22 protein-coding genes are annotated in these 24421 nt (G+C 37.0%); 15 read left to right on the top strand and 7 right to left on the bottom strand.

Annotation, left to right across the window (positions count from 1 at the left end; genetic code table 11):
• The first annotated feature begins 93 nt into the window (after window positions 1–93).
• The 7 genes from nagK to Q7657_RS16775 all read left to right on the top strand — a co-directional run bounded on the left by nagK (window position 94) and on the right by Q7657_RS16775 (window position 9454).
• Window positions 94–1002: an N-acetylglucosamine kinase gene (gene nagK / locus Q7657_RS16805; RefSeq protein WP_053989668.1), complete on the top strand. Its 909-nt coding sequence runs from the start codon at window positions 94–96 to the stop codon at window positions 1000–1002.
• Window positions 1003–1254: 252 nt separating this feature from the next.
• Window positions 1255–2553 (top strand): GGDEF domain-containing protein, encoded by a 1299-nt coding sequence (locus Q7657_RS16800; RefSeq protein WP_146146414.1) that lies wholly within the window; start codon window positions 1255–1257, stop codon window positions 2551–2553.
• The gene (locus tag Q7657_RS16795) at window positions 2553–3920 is read left to right on the top strand and encodes a GGDEF domain-containing protein (RefSeq protein WP_107166603.1); all 1368 of its coding nucleotides are present in this window, start codon (window positions 2553–2555) and stop codon (window positions 3918–3920) included. The genes Q7657_RS16800 and Q7657_RS16795 overlap by 1 nt, the downstream gene beginning before the upstream one ends.
• Window positions 3907–5343 (top strand): EAL domain-containing protein, encoded by a 1437-nt coding sequence (locus Q7657_RS16790; protein ID WP_107166602.1) that lies wholly within the window; start codon window positions 3907–3909, stop codon window positions 5341–5343. The genes Q7657_RS16795 and Q7657_RS16790 overlap by 14 nt, the downstream gene beginning before the upstream one ends.
• Window positions 5344–5432: 89 nt before the next feature.
• Window positions 5433–6470 carry a GGDEF domain-containing protein gene (locus Q7657_RS16785; RefSeq protein WP_053989672.1) on the top strand — a complete coding sequence of 346 codons (1038 nt, stop codon included), beginning with the start codon at window positions 5433–5435 and terminating at the stop codon, window positions 6468–6470.
• Between the two features lie 197 nt (window positions 6471–6667).
• Window positions 6668–7948, top strand: a complete 1281-nt coding sequence (locus tag Q7657_RS16780) for a DEAD/DEAH box helicase (protein WP_107166601.1) — start codon at window positions 6668–6670, stop codon at window positions 7946–7948.
• Window positions 7949–8134: 186 nt separating this feature from the next.
• Entirely contained in the window at window positions 8135–9454 is a 1320-nt protein-coding gene (locus tag Q7657_RS16775) for a GGDEF domain-containing protein (protein WP_053989674.1), read from the top strand.
• A gap of 65 nt (window positions 9455–9519) precedes the next feature.
• On the opposite strand, the gene Q7657_RS16770 is transcribed toward Q7657_RS16775, so the two are convergent.
• Both Q7657_RS16770 and Q7657_RS16765 read right to left on the bottom strand, forming a co-directional pair.
• Window positions 9520–10932 (bottom strand): basic amino acid/polyamine antiporter, encoded by a 1413-nt coding sequence (locus Q7657_RS16770; RefSeq protein ID WP_053989675.1) that lies wholly within the window; start codon window positions 10930–10932, stop codon window positions 9520–9522.
• 194 nt (window positions 10933–11126) lie between these two features.
• Window positions 11127–11582 carry a SulA-like leucine-rich domain-containing protein gene (locus Q7657_RS16765; protein WP_053989676.1) on the bottom strand — a complete coding sequence of 152 codons (456 nt, stop codon included), beginning with the start codon at window positions 11580–11582 and terminating at the stop codon, window positions 11127–11129.
• Between the two features lie 520 nt (window positions 11583–12102).
• Between Q7657_RS16765 and Q7657_RS16760 the strand changes: the two genes are divergently transcribed.
• A complete protein-coding gene (locus Q7657_RS16760) occupies window positions 12103–12345 on the top strand; it encodes a hypothetical protein (RefSeq protein WP_107166599.1) in 243 nt (80 codons plus the stop codon).
• 80 nt (window positions 12346–12425) lie between these two features.
• Here the strand turns inward: Q7657_RS16760 and Q7657_RS16755 are convergent, their stop codons facing one another.
• The gene (locus tag Q7657_RS16755; RefSeq protein WP_164488069.1) at window positions 12426–12578 is read right to left on the bottom strand and encodes a hypothetical protein; all 153 of its coding nucleotides are present in this window, start codon (window positions 12576–12578) and stop codon (window positions 12426–12428) included.
• A gap of 141 nt (window positions 12579–12719) precedes the next feature.
• Window positions 12720–13439, bottom strand: a complete 720-nt coding sequence (locus Q7657_RS16750) for a sulfite exporter TauE/SafE family protein (protein ID WP_107166598.1) — start codon at window positions 13437–13439, stop codon at window positions 12720–12722.
• Between the two features lie 211 nt (window positions 13440–13650).
• On the opposite strand from Q7657_RS16750, the gene bla reads away from it, so the two are divergent.
• The 4 genes from bla to Q7657_RS16730 all read left to right on the top strand — a co-directional run bounded on the left by bla (window position 13651) and on the right by Q7657_RS16730 (window position 18327).
• Window positions 13651–14535 carry a class A beta-lactamase gene (gene bla / locus Q7657_RS16745; RefSeq protein WP_107166597.1) on the top strand — a complete coding sequence of 295 codons (885 nt, stop codon included), beginning with the start codon at window positions 13651–13653 and terminating at the stop codon, window positions 14533–14535.
• Window positions 14536–14677: 142 nt separating this feature from the next.
• A complete protein-coding gene (locus tag Q7657_RS16740) occupies window positions 14678–15220 on the top strand; it encodes a prepilin-type N-terminal cleavage/methylation domain-containing protein (protein ID WP_107166596.1) in 543 nt (180 codons plus the stop codon).
• Between the two features lie 345 nt (window positions 15221–15565).
• The gene (locus Q7657_RS16735; protein WP_107166595.1) at window positions 15566–17632 is read left to right on the top strand and encodes a sensor domain-containing phosphodiesterase; all 2067 of its coding nucleotides are present in this window, start codon (window positions 15566–15568) and stop codon (window positions 17630–17632) included.
• A gap of 101 nt (window positions 17633–17733) precedes the next feature.
• On the top strand, window positions 17734–18327 hold the full coding sequence (locus tag Q7657_RS16730) for an alpha-ketoglutarate-dependent dioxygenase AlkB family protein (RefSeq protein ID WP_107166594.1): 594 nt from the start codon (window positions 17734–17736) through the stop codon (window positions 18325–18327).
• An 82-nt stretch (window positions 18328–18409) separates the two neighbouring features.
• Here the strand turns inward: Q7657_RS16730 and Q7657_RS16725 are convergent, their stop codons facing one another.
• Window positions 18410–19699 (bottom strand): hemolysin family protein, encoded by a 1290-nt coding sequence (locus tag Q7657_RS16725; protein ID WP_053989683.1) that lies wholly within the window; start codon window positions 19697–19699, stop codon window positions 18410–18412.
• A gap of 393 nt (window positions 19700–20092) precedes the next feature.
• Between Q7657_RS16725 and Q7657_RS16720 the strand changes: the two genes are divergently transcribed.
• Window positions 20093–20461 carry a lipoprotein gene (locus tag Q7657_RS16720; RefSeq protein WP_045065484.1) on the top strand — a complete coding sequence of 123 codons (369 nt, stop codon included), beginning with the start codon at window positions 20093–20095 and terminating at the stop codon, window positions 20459–20461.
• Window positions 20462–20818: 357 nt separating this feature from the next.
• Here Q7657_RS16720 and Q7657_RS16715 read toward each other — a convergent pair whose 3' ends face one another.
• Window positions 20819–21211: a nitrous oxide-stimulated promoter family protein gene (locus Q7657_RS16715; RefSeq protein ID WP_107166593.1), complete on the bottom strand. Its 393-nt coding sequence runs from the start codon at window positions 21209–21211 to the stop codon at window positions 20819–20821.
• Between the two features lie 241 nt (window positions 21212–21452).
• On the opposite strand from Q7657_RS16715, the gene Q7657_RS16710 reads away from it, so the two are divergent.
• On the top strand, window positions 21453–21746 hold the full coding sequence (locus Q7657_RS16710; protein WP_005367981.1) for a hypothetical protein: 294 nt from the start codon (window positions 21453–21455) through the stop codon (window positions 21744–21746).
• A 135-nt stretch (window positions 21747–21881) separates the two neighbouring features.
• Here Q7657_RS16710 and Q7657_RS16705 read toward each other — a convergent pair whose 3' ends face one another.
• A complete protein-coding gene (locus Q7657_RS16705) occupies window positions 21882–22757 on the bottom strand; it encodes an NAD(P)-dependent oxidoreductase (protein WP_107166592.1) in 876 nt (291 codons plus the stop codon).
• Window positions 22758–23068: 311 nt separating this feature from the next.
• On the opposite strand from Q7657_RS16705, the gene Q7657_RS16700 reads away from it, so the two are divergent.
• Window positions 23069–24406 (top strand): aminotransferase-like domain-containing protein, encoded by a 1338-nt coding sequence (locus tag Q7657_RS16700; RefSeq protein ID WP_107166591.1) that lies wholly within the window; start codon window positions 23069–23071, stop codon window positions 24404–24406.
• Window positions 24407–24421 lie beyond the last annotated feature (15 nt).

Raw genomic sequence — 24421 nt, 5'->3', positions numbered from 1 at the left:
GATAGCTTGATGATAACTGTGGATAATTTTCAAACCAATGAAAGTTTCGTACACTCAGCAAGTGTAGTTGAGCATTATTTGTGAGGATATAGGATGTACTACGGCTTTGATATAGGCGGTACCAAAATTGAATTTGGGGCATTTAATGAAAAGCTTGAGCGTGTAGCAACAGAGCGAGTACCTACGCCAGGGGATGATTACAATAAACTTATCGATACCTTGGTTACTTTGATTAAACAGGCTGATGAAACATTTGGTTGTGAAGGTCTAGTTGGTATCGGCATTCCAGGCATCGAAGATGCACGTGATGGTGTGGTGTTAACATCTAACATTCCTGCGGCGAAAGGTCGTACGTTACGTGCAGACTTAGAAGCAAAATTAGGTCGTAAAGTAGCACTGGATAACGATGCAAACTGTTTTGCGTTATCTGAAGCATGGGACGATGAGCATAAAGATTCACCATCTGTACTCGGTTTGATCTTAGGTACAGGTGTTGGCGGCGGCATGGTTTTTGATGGCAAAGTCTTTTCTGGCTTAAATCACGTAGGTGGTGAATTAGGCCACGCACGTCTGCCTCTAGACGCATGGTTGTTCCTTGGTGAGAATGCACCGTTACTCGGCTGTGGCTGTGGTCAAAAAGGTTGTATTGATAATTACTTATCTGGCCGTGGTTTTGAATTGCTTTACAACCACTATTACAGCGAAGAATTAAAAGCGATTGAGATTATCGGTAATTATCGTGATGGTGAAGCTAAAGCTGTTGAGCACGTTGAACGCTTCCTAGAGTTATTAGCAATTTGTTTGGCGAACATCTTTACCGGTATCGATCCTCATGTTGTCGTGTTAGGTGGTGGTTTATCTAACTTTGATCTTATTTATGAAGAATTACCTAAACGCATACCTAAATACTTACTATCAGTCTCTGTTGCTCCAAAAATTGTGAAGGCAAAATACGGTGACGCTGGTGGCGTACGTGGCGCAGCGTTCTTAAATATAAAATAAGACGATAGTTGAACAAGTTATATAAAAGCACTTTCTTTGGAAGGTGCTTTTTTTGTATTATGAAAAAAAATTAAAATATATGTCATAGCAATGATTTGCTTATAAAATCACCTTACATTCATTTACACTTAATTTGTAAAAGGGATGTTTTGCTAAGTTGTCTTTTGTTTAGGGCATGATAGCATTGCGACAATTCATAAACCTGATGAATGGTTATCCTTTTTGCTCAATTATCAATTATATAAACCCTACGTGAATAGGGGGATTTTAGGTTTTGCTGTTTTTATCTTAGTATTTATCTCACTTTGTTATTACAACTTTTTATCAATAAATACTATAGAAAGAAAACTTCAAACAGTTATACAAACTACCGTTGATGTGACTAAACGTTTCTACGGCTTTTATATCAATGCAGATTCAAAACATTATGATAAAGGTGTTCACTTTGAAAAAATTGATAATGGTGAACTTGGTATAATAGTTAATGACTCAGGTGATATTCATCAACTAAATAACGCGATGAGTCAACTTAAAAAAGAAATCGAAGGTATTATCGGTTCTGATTTATTATGGACAGTTGCTGTTATTGAAAAAGCCAATGCTAGTGGGGAAGTTACGCATTTTCTGCCATTAAGAGAAGCTTATATTTCATTAGATGAAACAAGGCATAATCGAAGTGGCTGGATATCTCGAACAATTTCTGATGAGAGTATTGATAAATCGTATCGAATTTTTAATGAAAACAATGTGAGATTGACTGCACCATATTATGAAGAAGGTTCAGGTAAATATATTAGAAGTATTTTGTATCCAGTTTATATTGATAAAGAAATACAAGCAATCATTATTGTTGATTTTAAAGATGCGCTAATTAATTCATGCATACATAAATATAATAAAGAAAACCACACATCATTGGCATTAACTGATATTGACCATTTATTTAGTTTTAAATTTTCATTACCTCATAGTATATCAGAAGAAAAAAACTACATAGGCTGGAACTTTAGTGATGTTCTGATTCAAACATTATTTTTATCGATTGTAATCCTGTTGGTAATTAATATTATTCTCGGTTTTTATGAGAAAACCTGGAAGGAATATCATTACGATAGTATGACAGGCTTTTATCGTAGAGATCATTATGAGTATAAGCTTAATAAACTGACTAATACTAGTGTCATCATATGTGATATTGACCATTTTAAAAGTATTAATGATACTTATGGTCATGATGTAGGTGATATGGTTATCCAGGAAGTTACTAAGCGTATTCGCAAATCTATCCGTGATACTGATATTGCTATTCGCTGGGGTGGAGAAGAGTTTGTTATTATTTTTCCTAAAATGAAGTGTAATGAATTAATTAATAAATCAGAATTTTTAAGAACGAGTGTTTCACTTCGTAAATTTAATGAAATATCTGTATCAATATCATTAGGTTGTACGCATCAGAATTCTGGTGAAAACATTATGAGCACGTTAAAGCGTGCAGATAAAGCCTTATATCAGTCGAAAAATCTTGGAAGAAACAAGACGACTTTATTATAGTGAAAAATAAATTGATTCGAAGAAAACATAATAATGGTAATTATGCTCTTATTAAAAGAACGTTTTTTTTCTTTTTAATAATGTTTACTATTATTTTTTACTTTTTAACGATTTTAAATACAGCAAAACTTAACGAAGCATCTGAAGTTATTAAACAAAAAATTAATAATATTTATGATGTTGTCCGACAGATAACCCCTTTTTATCTAAATACTGATGTAGTTCATATGAAATCGGGTATTCACCATATTGGTGATATTGCTGTAATGGTTAATGAAGAGCATGAAGTAAAATCAATATCTACTGCTATGAATGAGGTAGAAAAAAAGATTAAGCAACTTGTCCAAGATGACTTTTGGGGATTAGCTGTTATTCAACGTACAGATACAATGGCGAATACAGCACATTTTAAGCCGTTACGTGAAGTTCATATCGCTTTAAACTCAAGAGGTTTGCACGATGAAAATTGGATAGAGCGCATTATGGAGTTTGAAAATATTCCATACCCTTATGCCGATTTTGGTACTTGCGATCTTAAGTTAACAGAAGAATATGTTGAGAGTTACTCTCATGAAAATATCCGCTCTGTTTTTCATCCATTTTATAATGAACGAAAGTTGATCGGTGTAGTACTGCTTGATCTTAAATATGACTTTATTAGTAACTGGATATCTTCATATAACAAAGATAACGGTTCAAAAATTGAAATATCGTCAACGAAGCCTAGTTATGAATATATGCTCCTTCCGGCATTAAAGAGGGTGACTTTGCCATGTACGCCTGAAAATGGTGTTTATTATGTAACAATTAACTGGTTAGCATTAAGTCTTGATGTGTTCATCTATGCGTTTTTTTTAACACTTGTTTTTTTTGTATTTGAAACAGTTAGACGTGGTGTTTTTGTTTTGATGTCAAAGGATAAAATGACAGGTCTACTCAGAAGAGATGCATTTGATAAATTCCATAAACATCAATGCCAATCAAGTTCAATTATCATTGTTGATATAGATAATTTTAAAAAGATAAATGACAACCATGGACATCATATTGGTGATTTAGTTATAAAAAAAGTTAGCGAAATTATCCGAAACAATATCAGAAATGAGGATATATCTGTTCGTTGGGGCGGAGAAGAGTTCGTAATCGTTCTTGATTTTCATGATAAAGAAGAACTAATGAAAAAAGCAGAGTTGATAAGAATGAGTGTGATGGAAAATCCAATTTATGGATTAAGTGTTACTGTTTCTGTTGGCATATCTTCACAATTATCAATTTCTTTTAATAAGCAATTTAAAAATGCTGATTTAGCACTATATCAAGCGAAGAACTCGGGTAGAAATAAGGTTGTATTTTATGAAAGTAAATAAAGAAGATAGAGTACATCTTATTTTATATTCTACTATTTTTATAGTGCTATATATTCTACTTGTTAGTATCAATTTTTCATTTTATAAAAATTCGATTACTGAGGATGCAGTCAAGCAGGTTGAAAAACTAATAGATCAGAGTCAAGAATTTATTCAACGAATGGATTCGAATATCCTTGAAAGAAAAGAGAAAGAAAAACATCTTTTACTTAAGTTGCTAGCAAGAGATGCCAATGTCAATATAAATAGTATAGCTATAATCAAAAATGGTCGATATGTCTATAGTACTTTAATTGGTGAAATTGAAGGAAAATATTATACATCGACTGATTTAGGACTAACGGCTAAAGAAAAAAGCTCTTTAACTGCGATGCCTGTTATATCATATTTAATGAATGTTGGTGACGATACGTTGATTCAGGTTTATTTTAAAAAATTGGACCTAGAATTAACAGATAAGTTGGGTAGAAGCTATGTACGTGTTAATAATATAAATATAGGTAATGGTAATAAGTTAATTAGTGATGCAGTTGAATTAAATAAATTTGAAGTGAAATCATCAAAATACGATTTCTCATTTATCATTGAATGTCAACCTAGGATTGCTTTTACTAATTATTTGAAAGATTCAACGATAAAACTCATCATCACTTTTGTTGTATTACTTTTGATTTTCTACTTTTTTTATAAGTACAACAATATTGACTATTACTTGTTACGAAAAGCGATCACAAATAATGAAATATGTCCTTATATTCAGCCGATTGTTGATCAAGATAAGCGTGTGATAGGTGGTGAGGTGTTAGCTCGTTGGTTTAAACGAAATGGTACGATGGTGTCACCAATGGAGTTTATTCCAAAGCTTGAAAAGTATTCATTAATACCGTTACTCACAACGCAGTTACTTACACAAGTTTTGCATAGTGAACTACTTAAACGTAGCGAAAATTTAATGTTAAGCTTCAATTTAACAGAAAAATGTTTGCATGATAAAAATATTCAAGCGTTATGCATTAAATTAGCCGCACATTGTCAGTTAGTGCTTGAGTTTACGGAATCGAGTGAATTTGAGAATGTGAGTGAAACACTGGAAACAATGCAATTACTAAGATTACATGGTATCCAATTTGCGCTTGATGATTATGGTACGGGTTATTCGTCACTTTATTATTTAAATTTATATGATTTTGATTCACTTAAAATTGATAAATCATTTGTTGACAAAATAGAATCGAGTGAACTTACACTTCATATTATTGAAAGTGTAGTATTGTTAGCATCGAAACTGAATATTAACCTGATTGCTGAAGGGGTTGAAAACCAAGAGCAATTAGCGACATTAGAGAAGTTGGGTGTGTATAAATACCAAGGTTTTCTTTTCTATAAACCAGAAAGCATCGCTAGTTTTTCTTCTCGATTATGAACTTATTAGCGGTATGTTATGTGCCGCTAAAAAAGCTTACTTATTGATAAGTCATTAGAGCTTATATCGGTTTTATAAAGGGTTAATAATTGAGATTTTTTATCGTTTTGCTTTTTAGCTTTTTGCTGTCAGTTAAACTTTTTGTGATATCTGATTATTTAGAAGGTATACAGAAATTAAAGAGTGCTACTGATTCCATTACTTACATTTCGACAAAATTTATTAAAGCGTTAAGTCTTAACCCACACTTACATGATGATCATGTAGAGTATTATAATGCTTTAACTGTTCATGCGAATGATATTATTAGTATTTCGATGGGCAGTGATTTGTCCATCTTTAGTTTAGATAAACAGCTTGCTATTAATAAAGATAACGTAGCAGATCATTCTGTATTTGATAACACTATATACGATACTTATCGAAATGTGTTGTTTAACATTGATCTTAAAGGCATTACGATAATGAAGAATGTAAACTCATCTATGCATACTGGTTGTCAAATATGTCACAACGTTAAGGTCAATACAGATTTAGGTTATATTAAATTATTTAATGAGTATGACTATAATAAATTCTTTTTGCTGTTTTTTATTTTCTTCTCATTTGTGATGGTCTTTTATTCTTCATATGAGAAGATAATTAGTATTAAAAAAAGAGAATCTTTATTAGATAGTTTAACTGGGCTATTAAACAGAAATGCATTTGATTCTTTAAAGTCATATAAGTCAAAACAAGTGTTTTGTTTCCTTGATATCGATCATTTTAAATCTATTAATGATACATACGGTCATGATATTGGTGATAAAGCAATCAAAGCGTTTACTCATTGTCTAAATGAAAATATTAGGAAAACTGATCTTGCTTTTCGTTGGGGTGGGGAAGAGTTCCTATTGATATTAAGAGAAAATATCAATGAAGAGTTAGATGTCTATCTGATTTTAGAGCGCATAAGACGCTGTGTAGAAGCAATGGATCTTACTGATATACCGAAGTTTACGGTATCAATTGGCTATTGTTATCACGAGTCGAAAACTGAAATACAAGAGTTGGTAAAAAAAGCTGATTTAGCCCTATATGAATCGAAAAAGACAGGACGCAACAAAGTGACACGATATAAAGAATAATTACAGGGGTTATGGTGCTATTAAAAATAAAATTATCAGCACCGTAACGTTTTTTTGTTACATACTGTAATTAAATGATTATTTAGTATTTATAGTTTAAATATTCTTTTCTAAGGAGCATGACGGTAGATGTTTTGTGTTAGAATCTGCGGCAAAATTTGCCGTTGTGCATTTATTATCGTTCCTAGGAAATTATTATGTCGTTCGAATCCTTAAACCTGCATTCCGATTTGTTAAAAGCACTGGCTGAGTTAGGTTATTCATCACCAACTGATGTGCAAAAACAAGCAATTCCAATGGCATTAAAAGGTGAGGATGTTATGGCTGGTGCGCAGACGGGCACTGGTAAGACGGCTGCATTTTCACTTCCTTTATTACAACGTCTGCTAACCTTGCCCTCACAAGCTGAACAATCAGCACAAAATGTTGCTGATAAGCCGTCGGGTCATCCTATTCGTGCTTTAATTCTTACACCAACGAGAGAGTTGGCTCAGCAAGTTTATGACAGCATGACAGCTTACGCTAAGTACACTGATTTAAAAGTCGCAGTTGCTTACGGCGGCACAAGTATGAATGTGCAAGTTAAAGCGCTTAATGCTGGAGCCGATATTCTTGTCGCAACACCGGGGCGTTTACTTGATCACGTATTTAATCGCTCTGTTTCATTGTCTGAGGTTGAAACCTTTGTACTAGATGAAGCAGATCGCATGTTAGATATGGGTTTCATTGTTGATATTCAGCGTATTATGAAGCGTATGCCTGATGAGCGTCAGACGCTATTTTTCTCAGCAACGTTTTCAAAGCAAGTTAAGAAATTGGCTTTTGATATCTTATCTGAACCGAAAATGGTTGAGGTGACTCCAGCTAACACTGCCGCTGAAACCGTTGCACAAATGGTGTATCCGGTAGATAAACACCGTAAGGCTGAATTACTCGCATATTTGATTGGTTCTCGTAACTGGCAGCAAGTACTTGTATTTACTAAAACCAAGCAAGGTTCAGACAAACTGGCTAAAGATCTGGGTCTGGATGGCATTAAAGCCGTATCAATCAACGGTGATAAGAGCCAAGGTGCTCGTCAACGTGCATTAGATGAATTCAAATCAGGAAAAGTCCGTGTGCTTGTCGCTACCGACGTTGCTGCGCGCGGTTTAGATATCGAGCAACTAGAATATGTCGTGAATTTTGACATGCCTTATAAAGCAGAAGATTACGTTCATCGTATTGGTCGTACAGGACGAGCTGGAATGACAGGGCATGCCATTACCTTAATGAGCCTAGATGAAGAGTGGGCACTAAAAGCGATTGAAGAGTTACTCGACACACGTATTCCACAGCAATGGTTAGAAGGTTATGAGCCAGATCCGACTCTAATTGAGACCCAATCTGTCCACCGTGGAGCTGCGGCAGAAAAGCGTAGAGCTAAAGCAAAAAGCAAAATCCATCAGAATCGTGGAAAGCATGTTCGCCGTCGTTAATATGCCTTTGGGCGATATTGATGATCTAGTGCTAACTTATTGTTCTTATAGTGTTAATTGTCGAGATTAATAGTATAAGATAACGTGTAATTTGAGAATTATATTATTGTCAATATGATTTAGCTTTGGTAACTTCTCTACTAACTTACATGCATATTATTTTGCTTTCACATTGTCTGAGGTTTTATGGCAGGTTTAACGAAGCCCGTTCGTTACACTGTACTGTTTCTTGTTGTTTTTACCTGTATTGCTTATACATGGTTTCTTTTTGGCGGAGCGAAACGTGAGTACGTTGTTACTCCTATAAATAGTACATACAGAATTATTGATGATACTGCGCAAAATGGTGCGACAGAATCAAAAATGGATGTGAATAAAAACGGCGCATTACTGGAATGCAATATTGTCAATAAAGCAAAGTGGCCGTTTTGTGAAATCGCAATTTCATTGACAGATACAGTTGATAAAGGGGTAGATCTCAGTGCTTATGAAAGTGTCGGGATTGACATTGATTACGATAGTCCAGTAGAAGGTGAACGTGTTCGTATTTACTTGAGAAACTTCGATCCAGCTTATGCAAACTTAACAGATCCTATTTCTTTAAAATTTAATGCGATTGAATATGCGCCTGGAGAGGATGAAGGATTACAAATTTTTCCATTACGCTCTTTTCAAGTGCTTTCTTGGTGGATAGCGGATTACGAAGTACCCGTCGATAAATCTAATCGTCAGTTCGATAATGTTTCTGTGATCGAAATTGCGACAGGCAGCTATGTTAAAGAAGCGTATTACGCGATTAAACTGAACAAGTTAGTGTTTTATGGTGAATGGATCAGCGAAGAAACGCTCGTTAAATTGTTGTTGTTAGTATGGATGCTCACTGCAATTGCGGTAATTATCATTGATCGAGTTTACTTACATAAACAAATCAAACTGACAGAAGAGCGTACCAACCGTTTACGAGAAGTTAATCGAGCGTTGTATCAAAAGAGTTTAGTGTTTGAAGAGCTTGCGTTTACCGATCCGTTAACACGCACACGAAATCGCCATGAAATTAACGATTGGTTATCAGAGGTAACAGCACACTCAATTGATAACAGTATTCCGTTTTCTATGATCTTTATTGATATAGACCATTTTAAACAAGTCAATGATCTTCATGGTCACCATTTTGGTGATAACGTGCTACGAACATTTGCTAGTCTAATTAATAAACGCGTACGTAAATCGGATGTTTTTGCTCGTTGGGGTGGTGAAGAGTTCGTTATCTTTTGTCCTGCTACGCCATTAGGTGCTGCTGCTGAGTTTGCAGAATCTATTCGAGATTGTATTGAGCACGCACAGTGGGGCAACGATATGCAAATTACTTGTAGTATGGGTGTCGCAGAGCTTGAGGATGAAGAATATAATCACTTCATTGAGCGTGCCGATAAGGCATTACTGAAAGCCAAAGAGCGTGGACGTAACCGAGTTGAAATAGCTTGGAATGAAAGCCAACTGAGTTAAGCTCTTGTGACTGAAAACAAAAAAGCCGTGTCGAATGACACGGCTTTTCTTTTATGGGAAACAGATTAGATAACCAGCTTTCCTGTTGCTAGTAGGTAAATACCGAATGCTGAAATCGTAATTAAGAAGATTACAAAGTAGATTTCTTTACCCACAAATACGGGTTTATTTTGTTCACGCTTAGCTTTAATAAAGAAGAATAAGCCAGGTAGATACAAAATAGCAGACAATAACAAATGATGTAGACCTGATGCATAAAGTAGCCAAATACCATAAATAGTCGCAAATAGACCCACCCACATTAATGCCCCACGGTTCTTTGTTTTAATGGCGAGCTTTAAGGTATATGCCGCAACAAGGAAGTAGGGAATTAAGATCATTTCAGACGCGATGATCAAAATACTGTTATAGGTACCACCTGCAAATGTGACAGCAAATAACGAAATTTGAATACAGATTGTCGTTAGGTTTAACGCAGTGACGGCTGTTCCAGCTTCATTTTGCTTCTTATAGCTTTTGGGAAATACATTATTATTTGCGGCAAGGAATGGTGCTTCAGTGGCTAATACTGTCCAGCTAAGGAATGCTCCACACACAGAGATCAATAAGCCACAGCCGATAAGCACTGCACCCCAAGGGCCTAAGATATGTTCTAAGACTTTTGCCATTGATGGATTTTGTAACTTCGCTAGTTCAGGCGTACTGATGACACCCATAGATAGCAGCGTTACAAAGATATAAATAACTAATGCTGTTAATAATCCTAAAATGGTTGCACGGCCGATATCTTTACGATCACGAGCGCGAGAAGACACAACAACCGCACCTTCAACACCAATGAATACCCATACGGTGATCAGCATGGTGGACTTAACTTGATCAAGTAAGCCATGTGTAGGGCCAAACTCAACGCCAGTAAAATCAAAAATGAAGGTATGCCATTTAAATGCAAGTAATGTGAAGAAGACGAATAAAAATAGCGGTACTAGTTTCGCAATAGTAGTGACTAAATTAATAGTTGCAGCCGTTTTAACTCCTCGTTGAATAAGGAAGTAAACAAGCCACAAAATAATAGAAGCACCCGTAACTGATTGCCATGTATTACCTAAGCCAAATATCACGTCGTTTGGCTTATCAAAGAACATACCTAAGGTACTAAATACGATCACTAAATACGAAACGTTAGCAAGCATGGCACTTAACCAGTAACCCCATGCTGAACAGAATCCTACGTAGTCACCAAAACCTGCTTGAGCGTACCCAAATACACCACTGTTAATCTCAGGTTTTAAAATTGAAAGGTATTGAAACGATAGGGCAAGAAAAATCATGCCAATACCAGTGATCATCCACCCAATCATTACCGCAGCTGGACTTGCTACCAGTGCCATATTTTGAGGAAGGCTAAACACACCGGCACCAATCATTGAGCCGATTACGAGTGCGGTTAGCGCTCCTAATCCAAGCTTATTATCCATGTTGTAACCTAATCTTTAATTATTATATTTATAAGATTATATGGGGTTTTTTTATACCTAAAAACTATTATCTTGATAAAACTGAAAACTTGTATATTTTTTGAGTACAAAATCAGCGGTTACATTCACTTTTTTAACTTGTTATGGTTAAAAAATTACCTATTTAACGGTTTACTTACCAATATGTTGAATTATTAATGGACTGTTAGGTGAGTCGTTAGGTTCTTATTTAGAACAAACGCCATTGCTTTTCCATTTTTTGCTGCAGAGTTAACTAAAGGGGTGTCAAACTGTTCAATGTCACCTGCAACTATAACAGCACTACAATTTCCCATCTCAAGCGCTTTTACTAATAGGTTATGTTTACTTTGATGCTCTGACGCCTTAAGTAATAACACCTTATTAATATCAATACCGGCATTCTTTAGGAGTGACTTATCAATTAATGCATCGTAACCAACAAACATAATCCAACGGTTTTCGCTATTTGCTTTCTTTAGTAGACGTAAAAAATAAGCCAACTGGGTTTGCTGTTCAGCACTGTAACTGACTTCAATCGTTTGACCTACAGCTTCAGATAAAGAAGTTGAATGTGCTGTAAATGTAGACTTGTAAACTTGCGAAGCAGTAATAGATGGGTGGTAGTTCATTAGTGCTTTCCTCGACCAGTGGTTATATATACATACTGTATGTGTATACAGTAGTTTTATTCGATTACTGTTGCAAGCACTTTTTGTATTTTTTTCTGTTCTTATTTGTCTTAACTTTCAGGCTGATCGATAGTTGAAGTCTTGGTATGATATTGATATTTAATGATTTTATTTATTTTTAAAACTACATTAAAGATAAGAGGGAAGTTTTTAAAATGTAATTAGAAAGTGTTGCGTGCTAAAAAATTGAGCGTTATCACACCTGCTATACAGGTGTTTATACAGGTGTTTATACAGGTGTTTATACAGGTGTTTATACAGGTGTTTATACAGGTGTTTATACAGGTGTTTATACAGGTGTTTATACAGGTGAGTCTTACTGTATAGAATTTATACATAAAATTTGTAAAACGTAACGGATTTATAATTTCTGTGATTACGAATGTGCTATTCTTTTGTTACTGATGAGTCACTTTTTTGCTATGTGTTGTTTTCTTAAATGTAAGCTGGGATAGTGAATATGGATAAAACGGATTTTCTTGATTATTTAAAGCACGAATATCAACAATATTGTGTGATCCCAAGTATTGAATATCAAAAGAAGCGCGAGAAAAGAGAATTCATTAATGGCTTAATGAAAGGCTCTCGCTTTTTTGGTGTGAGTTTTGATGATTTAGAAGAAATAGTGCAAAGCCAATCATCATTATGTTTTGATAGCCTTGAAGAAATGTTAGAGATCCCAACCTACATTCGTATGCGCTAATGATTATTCGTTTAATCATGTAAAAAGGGCACAAAAAGGCGCCTAGGTGTCTAGACGCTTAAGTAGTCGGTATTTTCAGCTTATACGCAGTAGGCTACAACGGCTTTTTCGTACGTAAACCCAGCTTCATTTTCAACCCAGCACTCAATGCAACTACCTTCAAGATCATCTGCTGAGTTGTAATCTTCAACAATACCAAACTTTCCATTTGTTAAGGCAACAACAATATCCATATCATCCTCACTATTTATAAATACCTGCCTTGTTAAATCTTTTTTATCAATTTGTAATGGGCGTGGTCAATCAATGAGTTTGTTTATATTGATATTGTTGGCAATATTACCGCAGCTTTTGAAAGATAGTGTGATCTATCTTCAACGAAGGCTTTCGAAAATAGCAATTCCGCCACACAGTAAACATAAGATCAGTGCACCGTAGCGAATTTTCTCTTTCGGTAATGACTGTGTCGTTTTAAAAGCTAACCAGTAACCTAGCCATGCGCTTGGAATTAAAGGGAGTGTAAGCCATAACTCTTTTAGTGATAAGAATCCTGCTGGTATCTGAGCCGTTAGCGAAATAATAGAGCTGAACACAAAGAAAGCGGAAAGGTTCCCGCGTAATTGGTTGGCTTCTTGGTGTTGCAACAAGATCGCCATAGGCGGACCACCAATGGCAGAACTGGTACCAAATAATCCTGAGAAAAATCCCGCAATCACCATGCGTCTAGGCGTTGGTTCAATGCGATAGGGCATAATACTCACAAACACAGCAAGCAGTACCAGTATGCCGATCCACAATGAAAGCGTATGTGCTGAAACATAAACTAATAAACATGCACCTGCAATTGAGCCTGGGATACGACCAAAAATAGCCATTTTCAGCCCACCAATTTCAATATTACTTCGATGCTTGAGTGCATTGAGTAATGAAATAAAGAGGGCGATAAGACAAATAGGCGCTGGCACATATTCAGGCGCATACACAATCAGAATTGGCGCAGACACAATCGCAAGTCCAAAGCCAATAGCGGTTTGTACGTAAGAGCCAACAAAAATCGCAACGATGGCAAGCAAGGTGGTAGGTTCGATATTCATTTTATCTATGATGTGCCGTAAAGATAGAAGTATGTACTTGTCTGTACAGATAATGATTCAAATTAATACTAATGATGTACAAAGTAAATCAGAACATGAACATCTAGCTTCGCGGTTATTAAATATAAACCTTATGTTACAAAACAATCATATCTCAGTTTTTATTACTGATAGAATGCGCAACAGTAAATAAGAAATAGGTTTATCAATCATGAACATCTGCAAAAAAAGCATCGTATCGCATGTAGTCACATTAGCGATGGGGAGTGTGAGTTTAACGTTTTCTGCCCTAAGCGTTGCCAATACCAATATTGATAGTGCGATTAAACAAGCAGAGCAACAACTAGGCGCGAAAGTTGGTGTTTCTGTTTTAAATGGGAAAGGCGATGCGCTGTATGGCTATAACAGTGATCAACGTTTTCCATTAATGAGCACATTTAAAACTTTAGCCTGTGCGAAATTACTTCATGATAATCAAATTACCAAAGGCATGATGGATAAGACCTATCCTGTAGCGGCTGAAGCGATTTTGGATTACGCGCCTATATTTAAAGATAAGATCGGCACTGAGGTTTCACTGAAAGAAGCGTGTTTTGACACTATGACAACCAGTGATAACTCAGCCGCTAATTTTGTATTGGCGCAGATTGGTGGTGCGGCAGGGGTGACGAAATTTCTGATTGATAACGGTGACAACGTAACAAGACTAGATCGTATTGAGCCGCTATTAAACGAAGCAACACCGGGTGATAAACGCGATACCACAACACCGTATGCTATGAATGAGACAATCACGAAACTTGTTTTAGGTGATGCACTCAATCCTGCTTCTAAAGCGCAATTAACACAATGGATGAAATCGAACAAAGTCTCGAATGGCTTATTCCGCTCCGTATTGCCACAAGGGTGGGAAATCGCTGACCGTTCAGGTGCAGGTGGTTATGGCTCTCGCGGGATCACCGCGGTGGTTTGGAATGAGCAAAAGCAACCATTAGTGATCAGTGTTTACTTAACAGGTACTCAAGCGAGTATCCCTGAGCGAGACAAAGCAATCGCGAAAATTGGTAGTGCTATTTTCCAGCAATACGAGAAATAATAATAAAAGTCATACAGTCGTGTACTGTGTGATTTCAATTGATAGTTTGAACTAGCTAGCATGATTTTGCTGTTATTGTTGATAAAGATAACAATGAAAATATGATGTAAGCTTTTTCAAATGAATAAAGCAAAGGCACATAATGAAAACAAAAGGGTTTACTCTCATTGAACTGGTTATCATTATCGTCATCGTTGGCGTGATCAGTGCCTTTGTTGCGCCTAAATTTTTAGGATTAACAAGAGATGCAAGGATTGCTTTGCTGAAAGGTGTTAAATCGTCATTGATCACTGCGAGTGACTTTGTTCATACCCGTGCCACAGTATTAGGTGTTGAAAATGATCCTAATAAATCGAAAATTGATGCCGGTGATGTACAAATCGAAGTAGTAATGGGATATCCAACGGCGTATTGGATGGGAAGTACCCGTTATTTATTAACCCTTAATGATGTTGCTTATACCAAAGGTCGCAATACTAAATGTAAAGCAGAATGGTGTGGTTTAGGGAATCAGCGTACGATCCCAAGTGGGGACATTGCAAAACTTCCTAGTGGCAGTGATACACCAAAAGTAGCAAAGATTTTTCCTCGTGGTTTTAGCTATAACGATCAATGTGGCGTGTATTTTGTTAATTACTATGATGGCAAAACACCTGTTGTGGGTATAGAAGACAAAGATTGCTAATTTAAATTATTATGCTTGTTATAAGCATAAGTAATAGGGTTGTTTCATTTAATCGTCGTAATATGACGAATTAAAATTACTTGTTAATAGTAAGGATAATGACTCACACTTGGTTACATTTTTTGCTCTATTCTTATCTGGTTTCTATTTTGTATTAACCAATCCATAAACGTTATTTTGTTATGATCCCTGACTTAATTCTTCAGTGGTGTCTACATGTATCGTTCAGTAATAACAAATAAGTGGCAAAAGCAAATTGTTATTTATTTGTTGGTATTTATATCTACATTAATAAGTCTATTTTTAACCCGGTTCTTTTCGATAGAGCATGAATCATTTTCAATCATGTCTATTGCAAACGCCGTGATGGTGGTTGTTTTTATCTTTTTCAATTGGCGTATTGTTTACGCTGTTAGTTTAAGTGTGTTTACTTATTACTATTTCTTTATTGGAAAAGAAATTGATGTCGCTTTTGCATCAGCCATATTTATGACCGTATTCCCATTCTTGTTTTCTCAATTGTTTATCTACTTGTATCAGCAATATGAGAATAAGAATTTCAGCGCTGTGATTGGTAATTATTTTGTGATTATCGGCCTATTACTGCCGCTATCTACCTATGTTACAGCCATGACGGTAAGCTTTTTTGCGGGCTCAGAACCATTAGCGCTGAATTTTATGGCTTACTCAATCTTAGGTGGCATGCTCACTCAGTTATCGTTTACACCAACGGTGCTAGTGCTGTTCCTGTTGGCATTCACAAAGCTTGGTTATAAGTCGAAGTACCTTGAATTTAGTGAAGAGATTCGACAATCAAAGAATAACTCACCGAGTCATTTAATCTGGTTATCGACTTTCATTATTATTACCGTTATCGCTATTTCGTTCCAAAATGCATTAGTGATTTATTCACTTTGCTTTGTCTTACTGATCTTAATTATCTTTGGTTTTGGCCGCTTTGGTTTGGTTCAACCGCTGTTGATGGCGACGATTGTCACTTTGGTGATGCTGACTGAAAGCCTAAATCGGGTAAATACGTTACGAACGCTTGATGAGCAGTTTTATGGCTTATTAGTTGTGCTGGCTGTAATGCTCACACTATGCTACGCCATTGCTGGCGCTGTGATTAAGAACTTTGAGCTATTATGTCAACAAATCAAGTTAGAGCGTATTGATCCTTATACTGATTTATTTAATGTAAAACAGTTGGAAGAAGATTTAAGCCAATATAAAAAAGCGGTAATTGTCTATCTAGATTTGCTTCCTACCATGTCTAAATTGACGGATTTAGGTTATCAAGGTAAGGCACAATTAATCTTTCAGTTAAATAATTACCTAACGATTAAGAACAAAAATGTGTTTCGTTGCTACAGGCCACCATTTTCAATTGGTATTCTGGGCTTTGCGATCTCTGATGAAAATATCGATACCAAATTGAATGTATTGGTATCACAACTTAAAAAGTTTCAGTTCTACTGGGGTGATACATCTGTTAGCTTAGTTTCGCCTACATTACATTGTGTAAATATCACCAAAGATGATGATATTTCAGCGATCGTGTCGCAGTTATGTGGTCAACCTGCAATGCCGAACAGCAGCATCAATTGGGTAGAGCAAGAGTCTCAATTAGTACGCAAAGTAGATATGCTGGAGTACATTCAAAATGTATTTAAAAACAACCTGTTTGAGCTTAATTGTCAGCCATATTTAAAACTTAAGGGCGATAAAGAAAGTGCCCATAGTTTTGAAGTGTTACTACGTATCAACCCTGCAGAGGGGATGGCGCAAGTTGTGACACCTGCGGAGTTTTTCCCGATGATCAATTTGTTTGAGCTGGAATCGGAGTTAGATCGCTGGGTGGTGAAACATACTTTCAAATTGTTGAATGAACATATTAGTGATTGGGATAAAATTGAGAAATGTGCCATTAACTTAACGGCTAAATCGTTATCATCACCGACGTTAGCACAAGATATTCTTAAGCTGGCTGATAAGTATGAGATCCCGTTGAAACGGATCTGTTTTGAGATCACCGAATCATCGGCCTTACAATCAGAAGAGCAGGCGATTAATACGATCCAAGTGTTACGTCGTGCTGGCTGTAAGATAGCATTGGATGACTTTGGTACAGGCTATGCGAGTTTCTCTTATTTACGTCGATTACCATTAGATATCTTAAAAATTGATGGTGAATTTATTCGTGATTTACCTGTTAGTGAAACCGATCGTTTGATTGTGGAATCATTAAGTAATGTAGCGAAAGACATAGGTTTAGAAACCGTAGCTGAATTTGTTGAAACTGATCAACATATTAACTTAGTGAGATCGCATGATATTACTTATGCGCAAGGTTATGGTGTTGCCAAACCAAGACCATTGAAAGCGTTTTTAATTGAAATCATGAACAAATAGTCTTAAAAGCCATAGTGATTGCTATGGCTTTTTCGTATATGTATCACAATGACTTAAACTGGCTATGTTCGGTTATTGATAATAGGTAAGGTGAGGCGTTTATGGATTTATTTGCAGAACAAGGCGAATGGATAACCATCAATAATGGGTTGATCTATTGGCATCCTCACTTTCTGAGCTTGCAACAAGCAGAGCATTATTATCAGCAACTTAATAACGAGTTGGATTGGCGACAAGAGCGCATTAAGATGTTTGGTAAATCGGTACTTCAACCAAGATTACAAATCTGGTTAGGTGATGCTGCTTATACCTATTCAGGGCTAACCATGCACCCACAGCCTTTTACTGCATCGCTAATGGCGTTAAAAGCTCAATGTGAGCAAGTAGCTCAAACACCGTTTAATTCAGTGCTTGGTAATTTATATCGTGACGGTGAAGATTACATGGGGTGGCATCAAGATAACGAACCAGAATTAGGTCATCAGCCTGTCATAGCCTCATTAAGCTTTGGTGCGACACGACAATTCGTGTTTAAACATAAAACAACCAAAGAGAAAATAGCGTTTCAATTAACACCGGGCTCATTGCTTATTATGGCAGGGGATACTCAGCAGTATTGGCAACATGCACTGCCAAAAGCTAAACGTGTTAATGAGTCACGAATAAATCTGACCTTTCGTTATATTAACCAGTAATTGAAAGTGTGATCACTTTTAATAGAGGCAGTTACAAAAAGAGTTAGCTCGAAGGCTAACTCTTTTTACTTGGGTATGAGGATTATTCGTACCGCTTAGCTAAGATACGATCAATACGATTGTGCTCTAAGCTAAGTACATGGAACTCCCAACCTTGCCAGCGAATCGTATCATCGAGTTTAGGTAAATCATCGACTAACCATACCAACATACCACTAAGGGTGTGATAACCGCCTTCTTCCTCATCAGGTAGCTTGTTGACTTCCAATAAGTCTTTAAAGACTGTGATAGGCATCATGCCATCAAGGTTCCAACTACCGTCAGGGTTTTGCTCTGACCATACGTCTTCAGGATCTTCTGGGGTGAATTTACCCGCTAAGGCTTCAAGCACATCTTGTGATGTAACGATACCTTGAATGTCACCGTATTCGTCAACCACAAACGCAAAGTTATGACCTGAGCTTTGGAAGAGCTCTAACAGCTTTGTTCCTGTCCAGTTTTCAGGCACATATACTGGTGGTGTCACGTAATCTAATATTGATTGTGGATTCTCTTGCGTATTGTTTTGAATAAACTGCAACAGTTGCTTAGCGTTTAATGTGCCTTTTACATCACTAAAGCCGTTATTACCGACAGGTAAACAGTGATGATTCGTCGACAATAACTTTTGTTGGTAACTCTCAGGTGCGTGGTTGAGATCTAAATAGGTGATCTCATTACGTGGTGTCATTAGTGATGAAACTTTACGATCATCAAAGTTAAACACGTTACGCATCATGTTATGTTCATGCTGGTGGATAACACCGGATTGTGAACCCTCAGCAATAACAGCGCGAATATCATCTTCCGTCAGTGCAGAGTTATCATCTTTGCCTCTACCCATAAGGCGTAATAGTAAATCGGTTGAGTTAGCTAATAGCCAAACGAAAGGGCGAGAGATAAACGCAATAATTGCGATTGGGCGAGCGAAGAATACCGCAATGCCTTCGGCGTTCACTTGACCTAAACGTTTAGGGACAAGTTCACCAATCACAATAGAAACATAGGTTAGAACAATAACAGCAAGTGCAGATGCACTGAATGCGGCTGTTTTTGCTGGCACACCAAAGTCAATTAGCCAGCTAGAAATAGGGCCTGCTAATGCCGCCTCACCAATGACACCGTTCATAATACCAATCACGGTGATCCCGATTTGCATCGTTGAAAGAAACTGGGTTGGGGATTCGCCCAGCTCGATGGCTTTTTGTGCAGAGATATTCCCTTCATCTGCTAAGCGTTGTAAACGGTTCTTCTTTGCAGTGACCAAAGCGATTTCAGACATGGCAAACAAACCATTAATAATGATCAAACAGACCAAAATAATGATACTCATTAAATTCTCCTAGGTACCTTGAGCATATCTATGAAGGTGGGAATAAGGACAGATATACCCGACATGCGAATAGCAGAGTGCTTATTCACTCTTGTTAGTGATTATATCTATAGTCTACCGATAAAAGTTAATGATAAATGAACCTAAATCTAAGATTGGTAAGAATAGGTGATCATTATTGTTAGTTAATACAAGGTGATTTAAGCGTTTTTGAGATGAAATGTATTACATATGTTGTGAAAGCGTAATTTGGTTGAAACAGGAAAAGATTGTGTAAGGTGGAAATTTGCCGCTAATGAGTTGAACTTGTTGATTTCAGTACGGTCTACGTTGAAGTTTCTTGGTGACAGTGTATAAATAATACCGCAAAGCAGAATACATGAGGGTATGAGCGTGAAGAAAATCCAACTTGGTCTTGTTGCAGTGACAACAGCATTATTACTGACAGGTTGTGGCGAAGCGAAAATTACAGGCACACCACTTAAGAATGTGGACTCGATTGCCGTAACGTCAGCAGAAGATATTGATGTGTTCTGTCCAACAGGTATCTGTACCTTTGAATTAACCGCATCTAAACCAACCACTGCAACCATCACTATGCATTATGACTACACAAAACTTTTCACCAAAATTGAAGGTGTTGATGTGATTGGCGAAGGTGGTAAAAACGCAAAAGTGATTGATGACGATCAGTTTAAAGTTGATATTAGTGATGCGAACAAACCAGTAAAAATTCAAGTAATTGATTACTACCGTAATTAATACAATTGTGATTGAAATTAAGAAGCAGCATGAATGGCTGCTTTTTTATCTCTGTTGTCAATTCGTTGCAGCTAACACCGCTTAGGTTGATGTCATTAAGATGTTACGAGTAACTCGTATTACTGCTGTTATTTACATAAATTGCCATGAATGCAAATATTTTCCCACAAAGCATTATTATTCGCTTTTTTATTGTTTTTTTAGCTGCATTTATTAATAAACCCTTGTTTGCTTTTTAAGCAGGGTGAAAATGAGCTGGTTAATAAATGAACTCATTAAAAATGCGATAAAATCATCATGATTATTCAGACTAAACACAAAGTGAAATGTACACTAATGATTGCTTGTTATTGTTTATTAAGACTTTCTTAGCTTTATATTGGGTTTCATTTTATTGTTTAGTTTAGGAACCTTTCTTTTATCATTAATTAAGTGGGTAATCGCCATTATTGGATGTTTATACATCATTTTAGGGCCTGAATAACGCATAATTGTTTGCGATTTAACCTTTTGCTCAGGTTTGTAGCAATGAATGGGGCATTGGCGGCAAGTTGGTTTTTCTACCCCATAAGGGCAACGGTCTAGCCTTTGTTTTACGTAGCATTGGAAGAAATAACAGCTTTCACATAAACCATCATTTTTTGTCTTATGATGGTGATGGTTTGAGCAATAAATATTAATCATTGCTGAAATGGTTAAAAATTCACGATTGAGTTTACCAAATAGTTCAAAGTCAGTGTTTAATGTCATTTTTACTCACCTAAGATTGATTCACCCTCTGTCAGTATAATATTTTAAACTTATATATTAAATGCTATTTAAGTTTTTGAGCTGAAATATGAAATTAAATCGTGTTTTTTATTATCAATAACGGCTTTTTTGTTACGAAGTTGAAAAAATATCTCAATATTTAACAGAAACCTAAGTAGATGGGTTGATTTACGTTAGCGAGAGCAGTAGTATCCACGCCTCGATTTTTATGGTGGTGTATATGAGCAGATTTGAGTGCCTTGAAAGAATTGTCGACGAATATCGTAAAAAAGTTCGTGACGCTGAGTTTAACCGTCAGAACGATAGCGAAGTTGCTAAAGTTCTTGTTTTACTAGTCGGTAACTCTATGTTCAGTCTGGCTGACGAATTTGCTGATTGGGTTAATCGTGGCGGTGATCGTAGCTACGGTGGTAAGTTCTTCGTTTCTAAGCAACTAATGACGTTGCTAGAGCCAGTAACTTTCCGTGGTGTAACTGTTCGTCGTGATTCGATTAAACTATTCAGAATTTCGTAAGCTGAATGGATTCAATCGGTATTCCATGACTCCAATGTAAAATTGGAAAACGGATTTTTGATCTTGATGAGAGTCGAGGTCGGCAGAAGGGGATGCAAATGCATCCCTTTCGCTTATCTGGAATTTATAACTTACTTAAACGTCTTTATCACAAGCCTTAATAAGCACAGACGTATCCATTCTTCCCAATCCTTGCTGTTGTAGCAGGCCGTAACGTTTATCAACCGCTTTAGTCAATGGCATAGCTAACTCATGCTTCTTCGCTTCATCTAAACAGAAACCCAGATCTTTACGCATCCAATCAATGGCAAAGCCAAAATTAAACTTATCTTCCGCCATGGTGATTGCACGGTTTTCCATTTGCCATGAACCAGCAGCACCGTGTTTTAGTACACTGACAACTTGCTCAATATCGAGGTTGGATTTTTGTGCCAGCATTAATGCTTCACTTAAACCTTGTAGTACCCCAGCGATACAAATTTGATTCACCATCTTGCAGCGTTGACCCTGACCATGACCGCCCATCAATACCGCTTGTTTGGCATAGCTATTTAATACCGGTAATACCGCATCAAAGTTTGCTTGTTCGCCACCACACATAATGGTTAATGCACCGTTTTCAGCACCCGCTTGACCACCAGATACTGGTGCATCAATAAAGTGAATGCCTTTCTCGCTACAGGCGTTTGCTAGCTCTTCAGCCAGCTCTGCTGATGTAGTGGTGTGATCAACAAGGGTAGCGCCAGCTTTCATACCAGCGAGCACGCCATCTTCGCCGTACACAACACTACGCACATCATCATCGTTACCGACACACAGAGCGACAACATCACGATCTAATGCCGCTTCTCGTGGGGTTTCACCATATTGACCTGAAAACTCAGATGCCCATTGCTGCGATTTGGCAGTTGTACGGTTGTAAACTTTGGTATCAAATCCTGCATTGAACAGGTGACGTGCCATTGGGTAACCCATTACACCTAAACCGATAAAAGCGATACTCATTGTCATAGGAGTCTCCTAAGCAAAATAATTAAAATTGAGATATGTCATTTTAACGAATGGATAATAGGCAATACGTTAACCTGATAGTGAAACCGTCACTCCACGAGCTACATTTCGCTTTTAAGCGGCGTTTAATTGCTAACAAAGCACATAGTAACTGCAATAAGAGTACGTTCTTTATTCATCCGTGTTGATGGTTATGTACACTAAGGTTTAAATTGACATATGTCAATTTGTTTATTCCCTGTATCATTTGTTGCGTATTTTGGTTAAAGTTAACCAACTGTATGGTGGCGATTTAACTATAGGATGTGACAGTGAGTGACGCTAAATTTAAACAGATAGCTAAAACTATCGAAGCTCGAATTGATAGTGGTGAATATCCTGCAAAGTTTAAATTGCCACCACATCGGGCGCTTGCTGATGAATTAAGCACAACGCCAGCGACAGTTGCAAAAGCCTATCAATTGCTGGTGGATAAAAAGCGTGTTGAGTCATTTGTGGGCAGGGGCACTTTTGTTCGTGCTCAAGCATCGTTAAGTGAGGTGATCCAACCTGCAGACGATGAGCAAGATTATAACTTCTCCATCCTACAGCCTTGTTTACTGCAAAACTTATCACCATTGCGTGATGCGATGATGCAAGCCACAGAGCAGCTAAATACTCAGTTAATGGGTTATACCGAGCATTCAGGCCATGAAAGTCACCGTTTAGCAGGTGTCGCATGGGCTAAACATTATGGTTTAACTGGCGGTAATAGTGATAACACCTTACTGACCAACGGCGCGCAACATGCGTTATCGTTATTAATTCATGCCCTAACAGAGCCTGGCGATACTATCGCTGTTGAATCGCTCACTTATCCTGGGATCATGGCAATAGCCAAATCAGCAGGGCGACACGTTGTTGGAGTACAATTGGATGATGAAGGGATGTGTCCTGACGATCTACAACAGGTGATCCGCTTAAATCGTCCTAAGCTCGTTATTGTTGTACCGTCACATCAAAATCCAACAGGCATTACCATGCCACCAGCAAGACGTGATGAAATAGCCAAAGTCATTGCTGCTAATAACCTTTGGTTAATTGAAGACGATATTTATGGCTTCTTAAATCCACAGCCGATTGAAGCGATCAGTAATCGCATTCCGCAGTTGAGCTTTCATATCTCTGGTTTATCAAAAGCGATCAGCCCAGCAATGCGTTGTGGTTTTTTAAAAGTACCTGATTCACATATCGCTGTATTACAAGCTTATATTCGTGCCAACATATGGCTGTCATCGCCACTAAATTACATTGCAGCTGCGCAATTAATTGAAAGTGGCGAAGCATTTCAGCTTGCTGAAAAGCAACGACAGACAGCAATTAAACGTCAGCAAATGGCAAAAGAGCTGTTAGGTTATCAAGGTACAGAAACAGGGTTTCAACTATGGTGGACATTACCTGAGCATTGGCAGCAAGAACGGTTTGTAATGGAAGCGAAAAACAAAGGTTTGATTGTCAGTAGCGGCAGTTACTTTAAAGTGAATGGAACGGATCCACATCATATTCGTTTATCGTTAATGGCAATCAGCTCAGAGCAACGATTACAACAAGGGTTGATCATGCTACGAGATCTGGCGCAAACAGAATTTGTTATGAATCCTCATTTTTAAGTCTTTATAATAACA

Origin of the sequence: Candidatus Photobacterium acropomis (genome assembly GCF_030685555.1) — a bacterium.
In the GTDB taxonomy this organism is placed as follows: Bacteria; Pseudomonadota; Gammaproteobacteria; order Enterobacterales; family Vibrionaceae; genus Photobacterium; species Photobacterium lucens.
Note: the sequence above shows the minus strand (reverse complement) of the source record. Positions and strands in the feature narration are given on the sequence as shown.

Coding starts and splice junctions, on each gene's coding strand:
- nagK (WP_053989668.1), top strand. CDS start 94: ATGTACTACGGCTTTGATATAGGCGGTACCAAAATTGAATTTGGGGCA.
- Q7657_RS16790 (WP_107166602.1), top strand. CDS start 3,907: ATGAAAGTAAATAAAGAAGATAGAGTACATCTTATTTTATATTCTACT.
- Q7657_RS16780 (WP_107166601.1), top strand. CDS start 6,668: ATGTCGTTCGAATCCTTAAACCTGCATTCCGATTTGTTAAAAGCACTG.
- Q7657_RS16775 (WP_053989674.1), top strand. CDS start 8,135: ATGGCAGGTTTAACGAAGCCCGTTCGTTACACTGTACTGTTTCTTGTT.
- Q7657_RS16770 (WP_053989675.1), bottom strand. CDS start 10,932: ATGGATAATAAGCTTGGATTAGGAGCGCTAACCGCACTCGTAATCGGC.
- Q7657_RS16765 (WP_053989676.1), bottom strand. CDS start 11,582: ATGAACTACCACCCATCTATTACTGCTTCGCAAGTTTACAAGTCTACA.
- Q7657_RS16760 (WP_107166599.1), top strand. CDS start 12,103: ATGGATAAAACGGATTTTCTTGATTATTTAAAGCACGAATATCAACAA.
- Q7657_RS16755 (WP_164488069.1), bottom strand. CDS start 12,578: ATGGATATTGTTGTTGCCTTAACAAATGGAAAGTTTGGTATTGTTGAA.
- Q7657_RS16750 (WP_107166598.1), bottom strand. CDS start 13,439: ATGAATATCGAACCTACCACCTTGCTTGCCATCGTTGCGATTTTTGTT.
- bla (WP_107166597.1), top strand. CDS start 13,651: ATGAACATCTGCAAAAAAAGCATCGTATCGCATGTAGTCACATTAGCG.
- Q7657_RS16740 (WP_107166596.1), top strand. CDS start 14,678: ATGAAAACAAAAGGGTTTACTCTCATTGAACTGGTTATCATTATCGTC.
- Q7657_RS16735 (WP_107166595.1), top strand. CDS start 15,566: ATGTCTATTGCAAACGCCGTGATGGTGGTTGTTTTTATCTTTTTCAAT.
- Q7657_RS16730 (WP_107166594.1), top strand. CDS start 17,734: ATGGATTTATTTGCAGAACAAGGCGAATGGATAACCATCAATAATGGG.
- Q7657_RS16725 (WP_053989683.1), bottom strand. CDS start 19,699: ATGAGTATCATTATTTTGGTCTGTTTGATCATTATTAATGGTTTGTTT.
- Q7657_RS16715 (WP_107166593.1), bottom strand. CDS start 21,211: ATGACATTAAACACTGACTTTGAACTATTTGGTAAACTCAATCGTGAA.
- Q7657_RS16710 (WP_005367981.1), top strand. CDS start 21,453: ATGAGCAGATTTGAGTGCCTTGAAAGAATTGTCGACGAATATCGTAAA.
- Q7657_RS16705 (WP_107166592.1), bottom strand. CDS start 22,757: ATGACAATGAGTATCGCTTTTATCGGTTTAGGTGTAATGGGTTACCCA.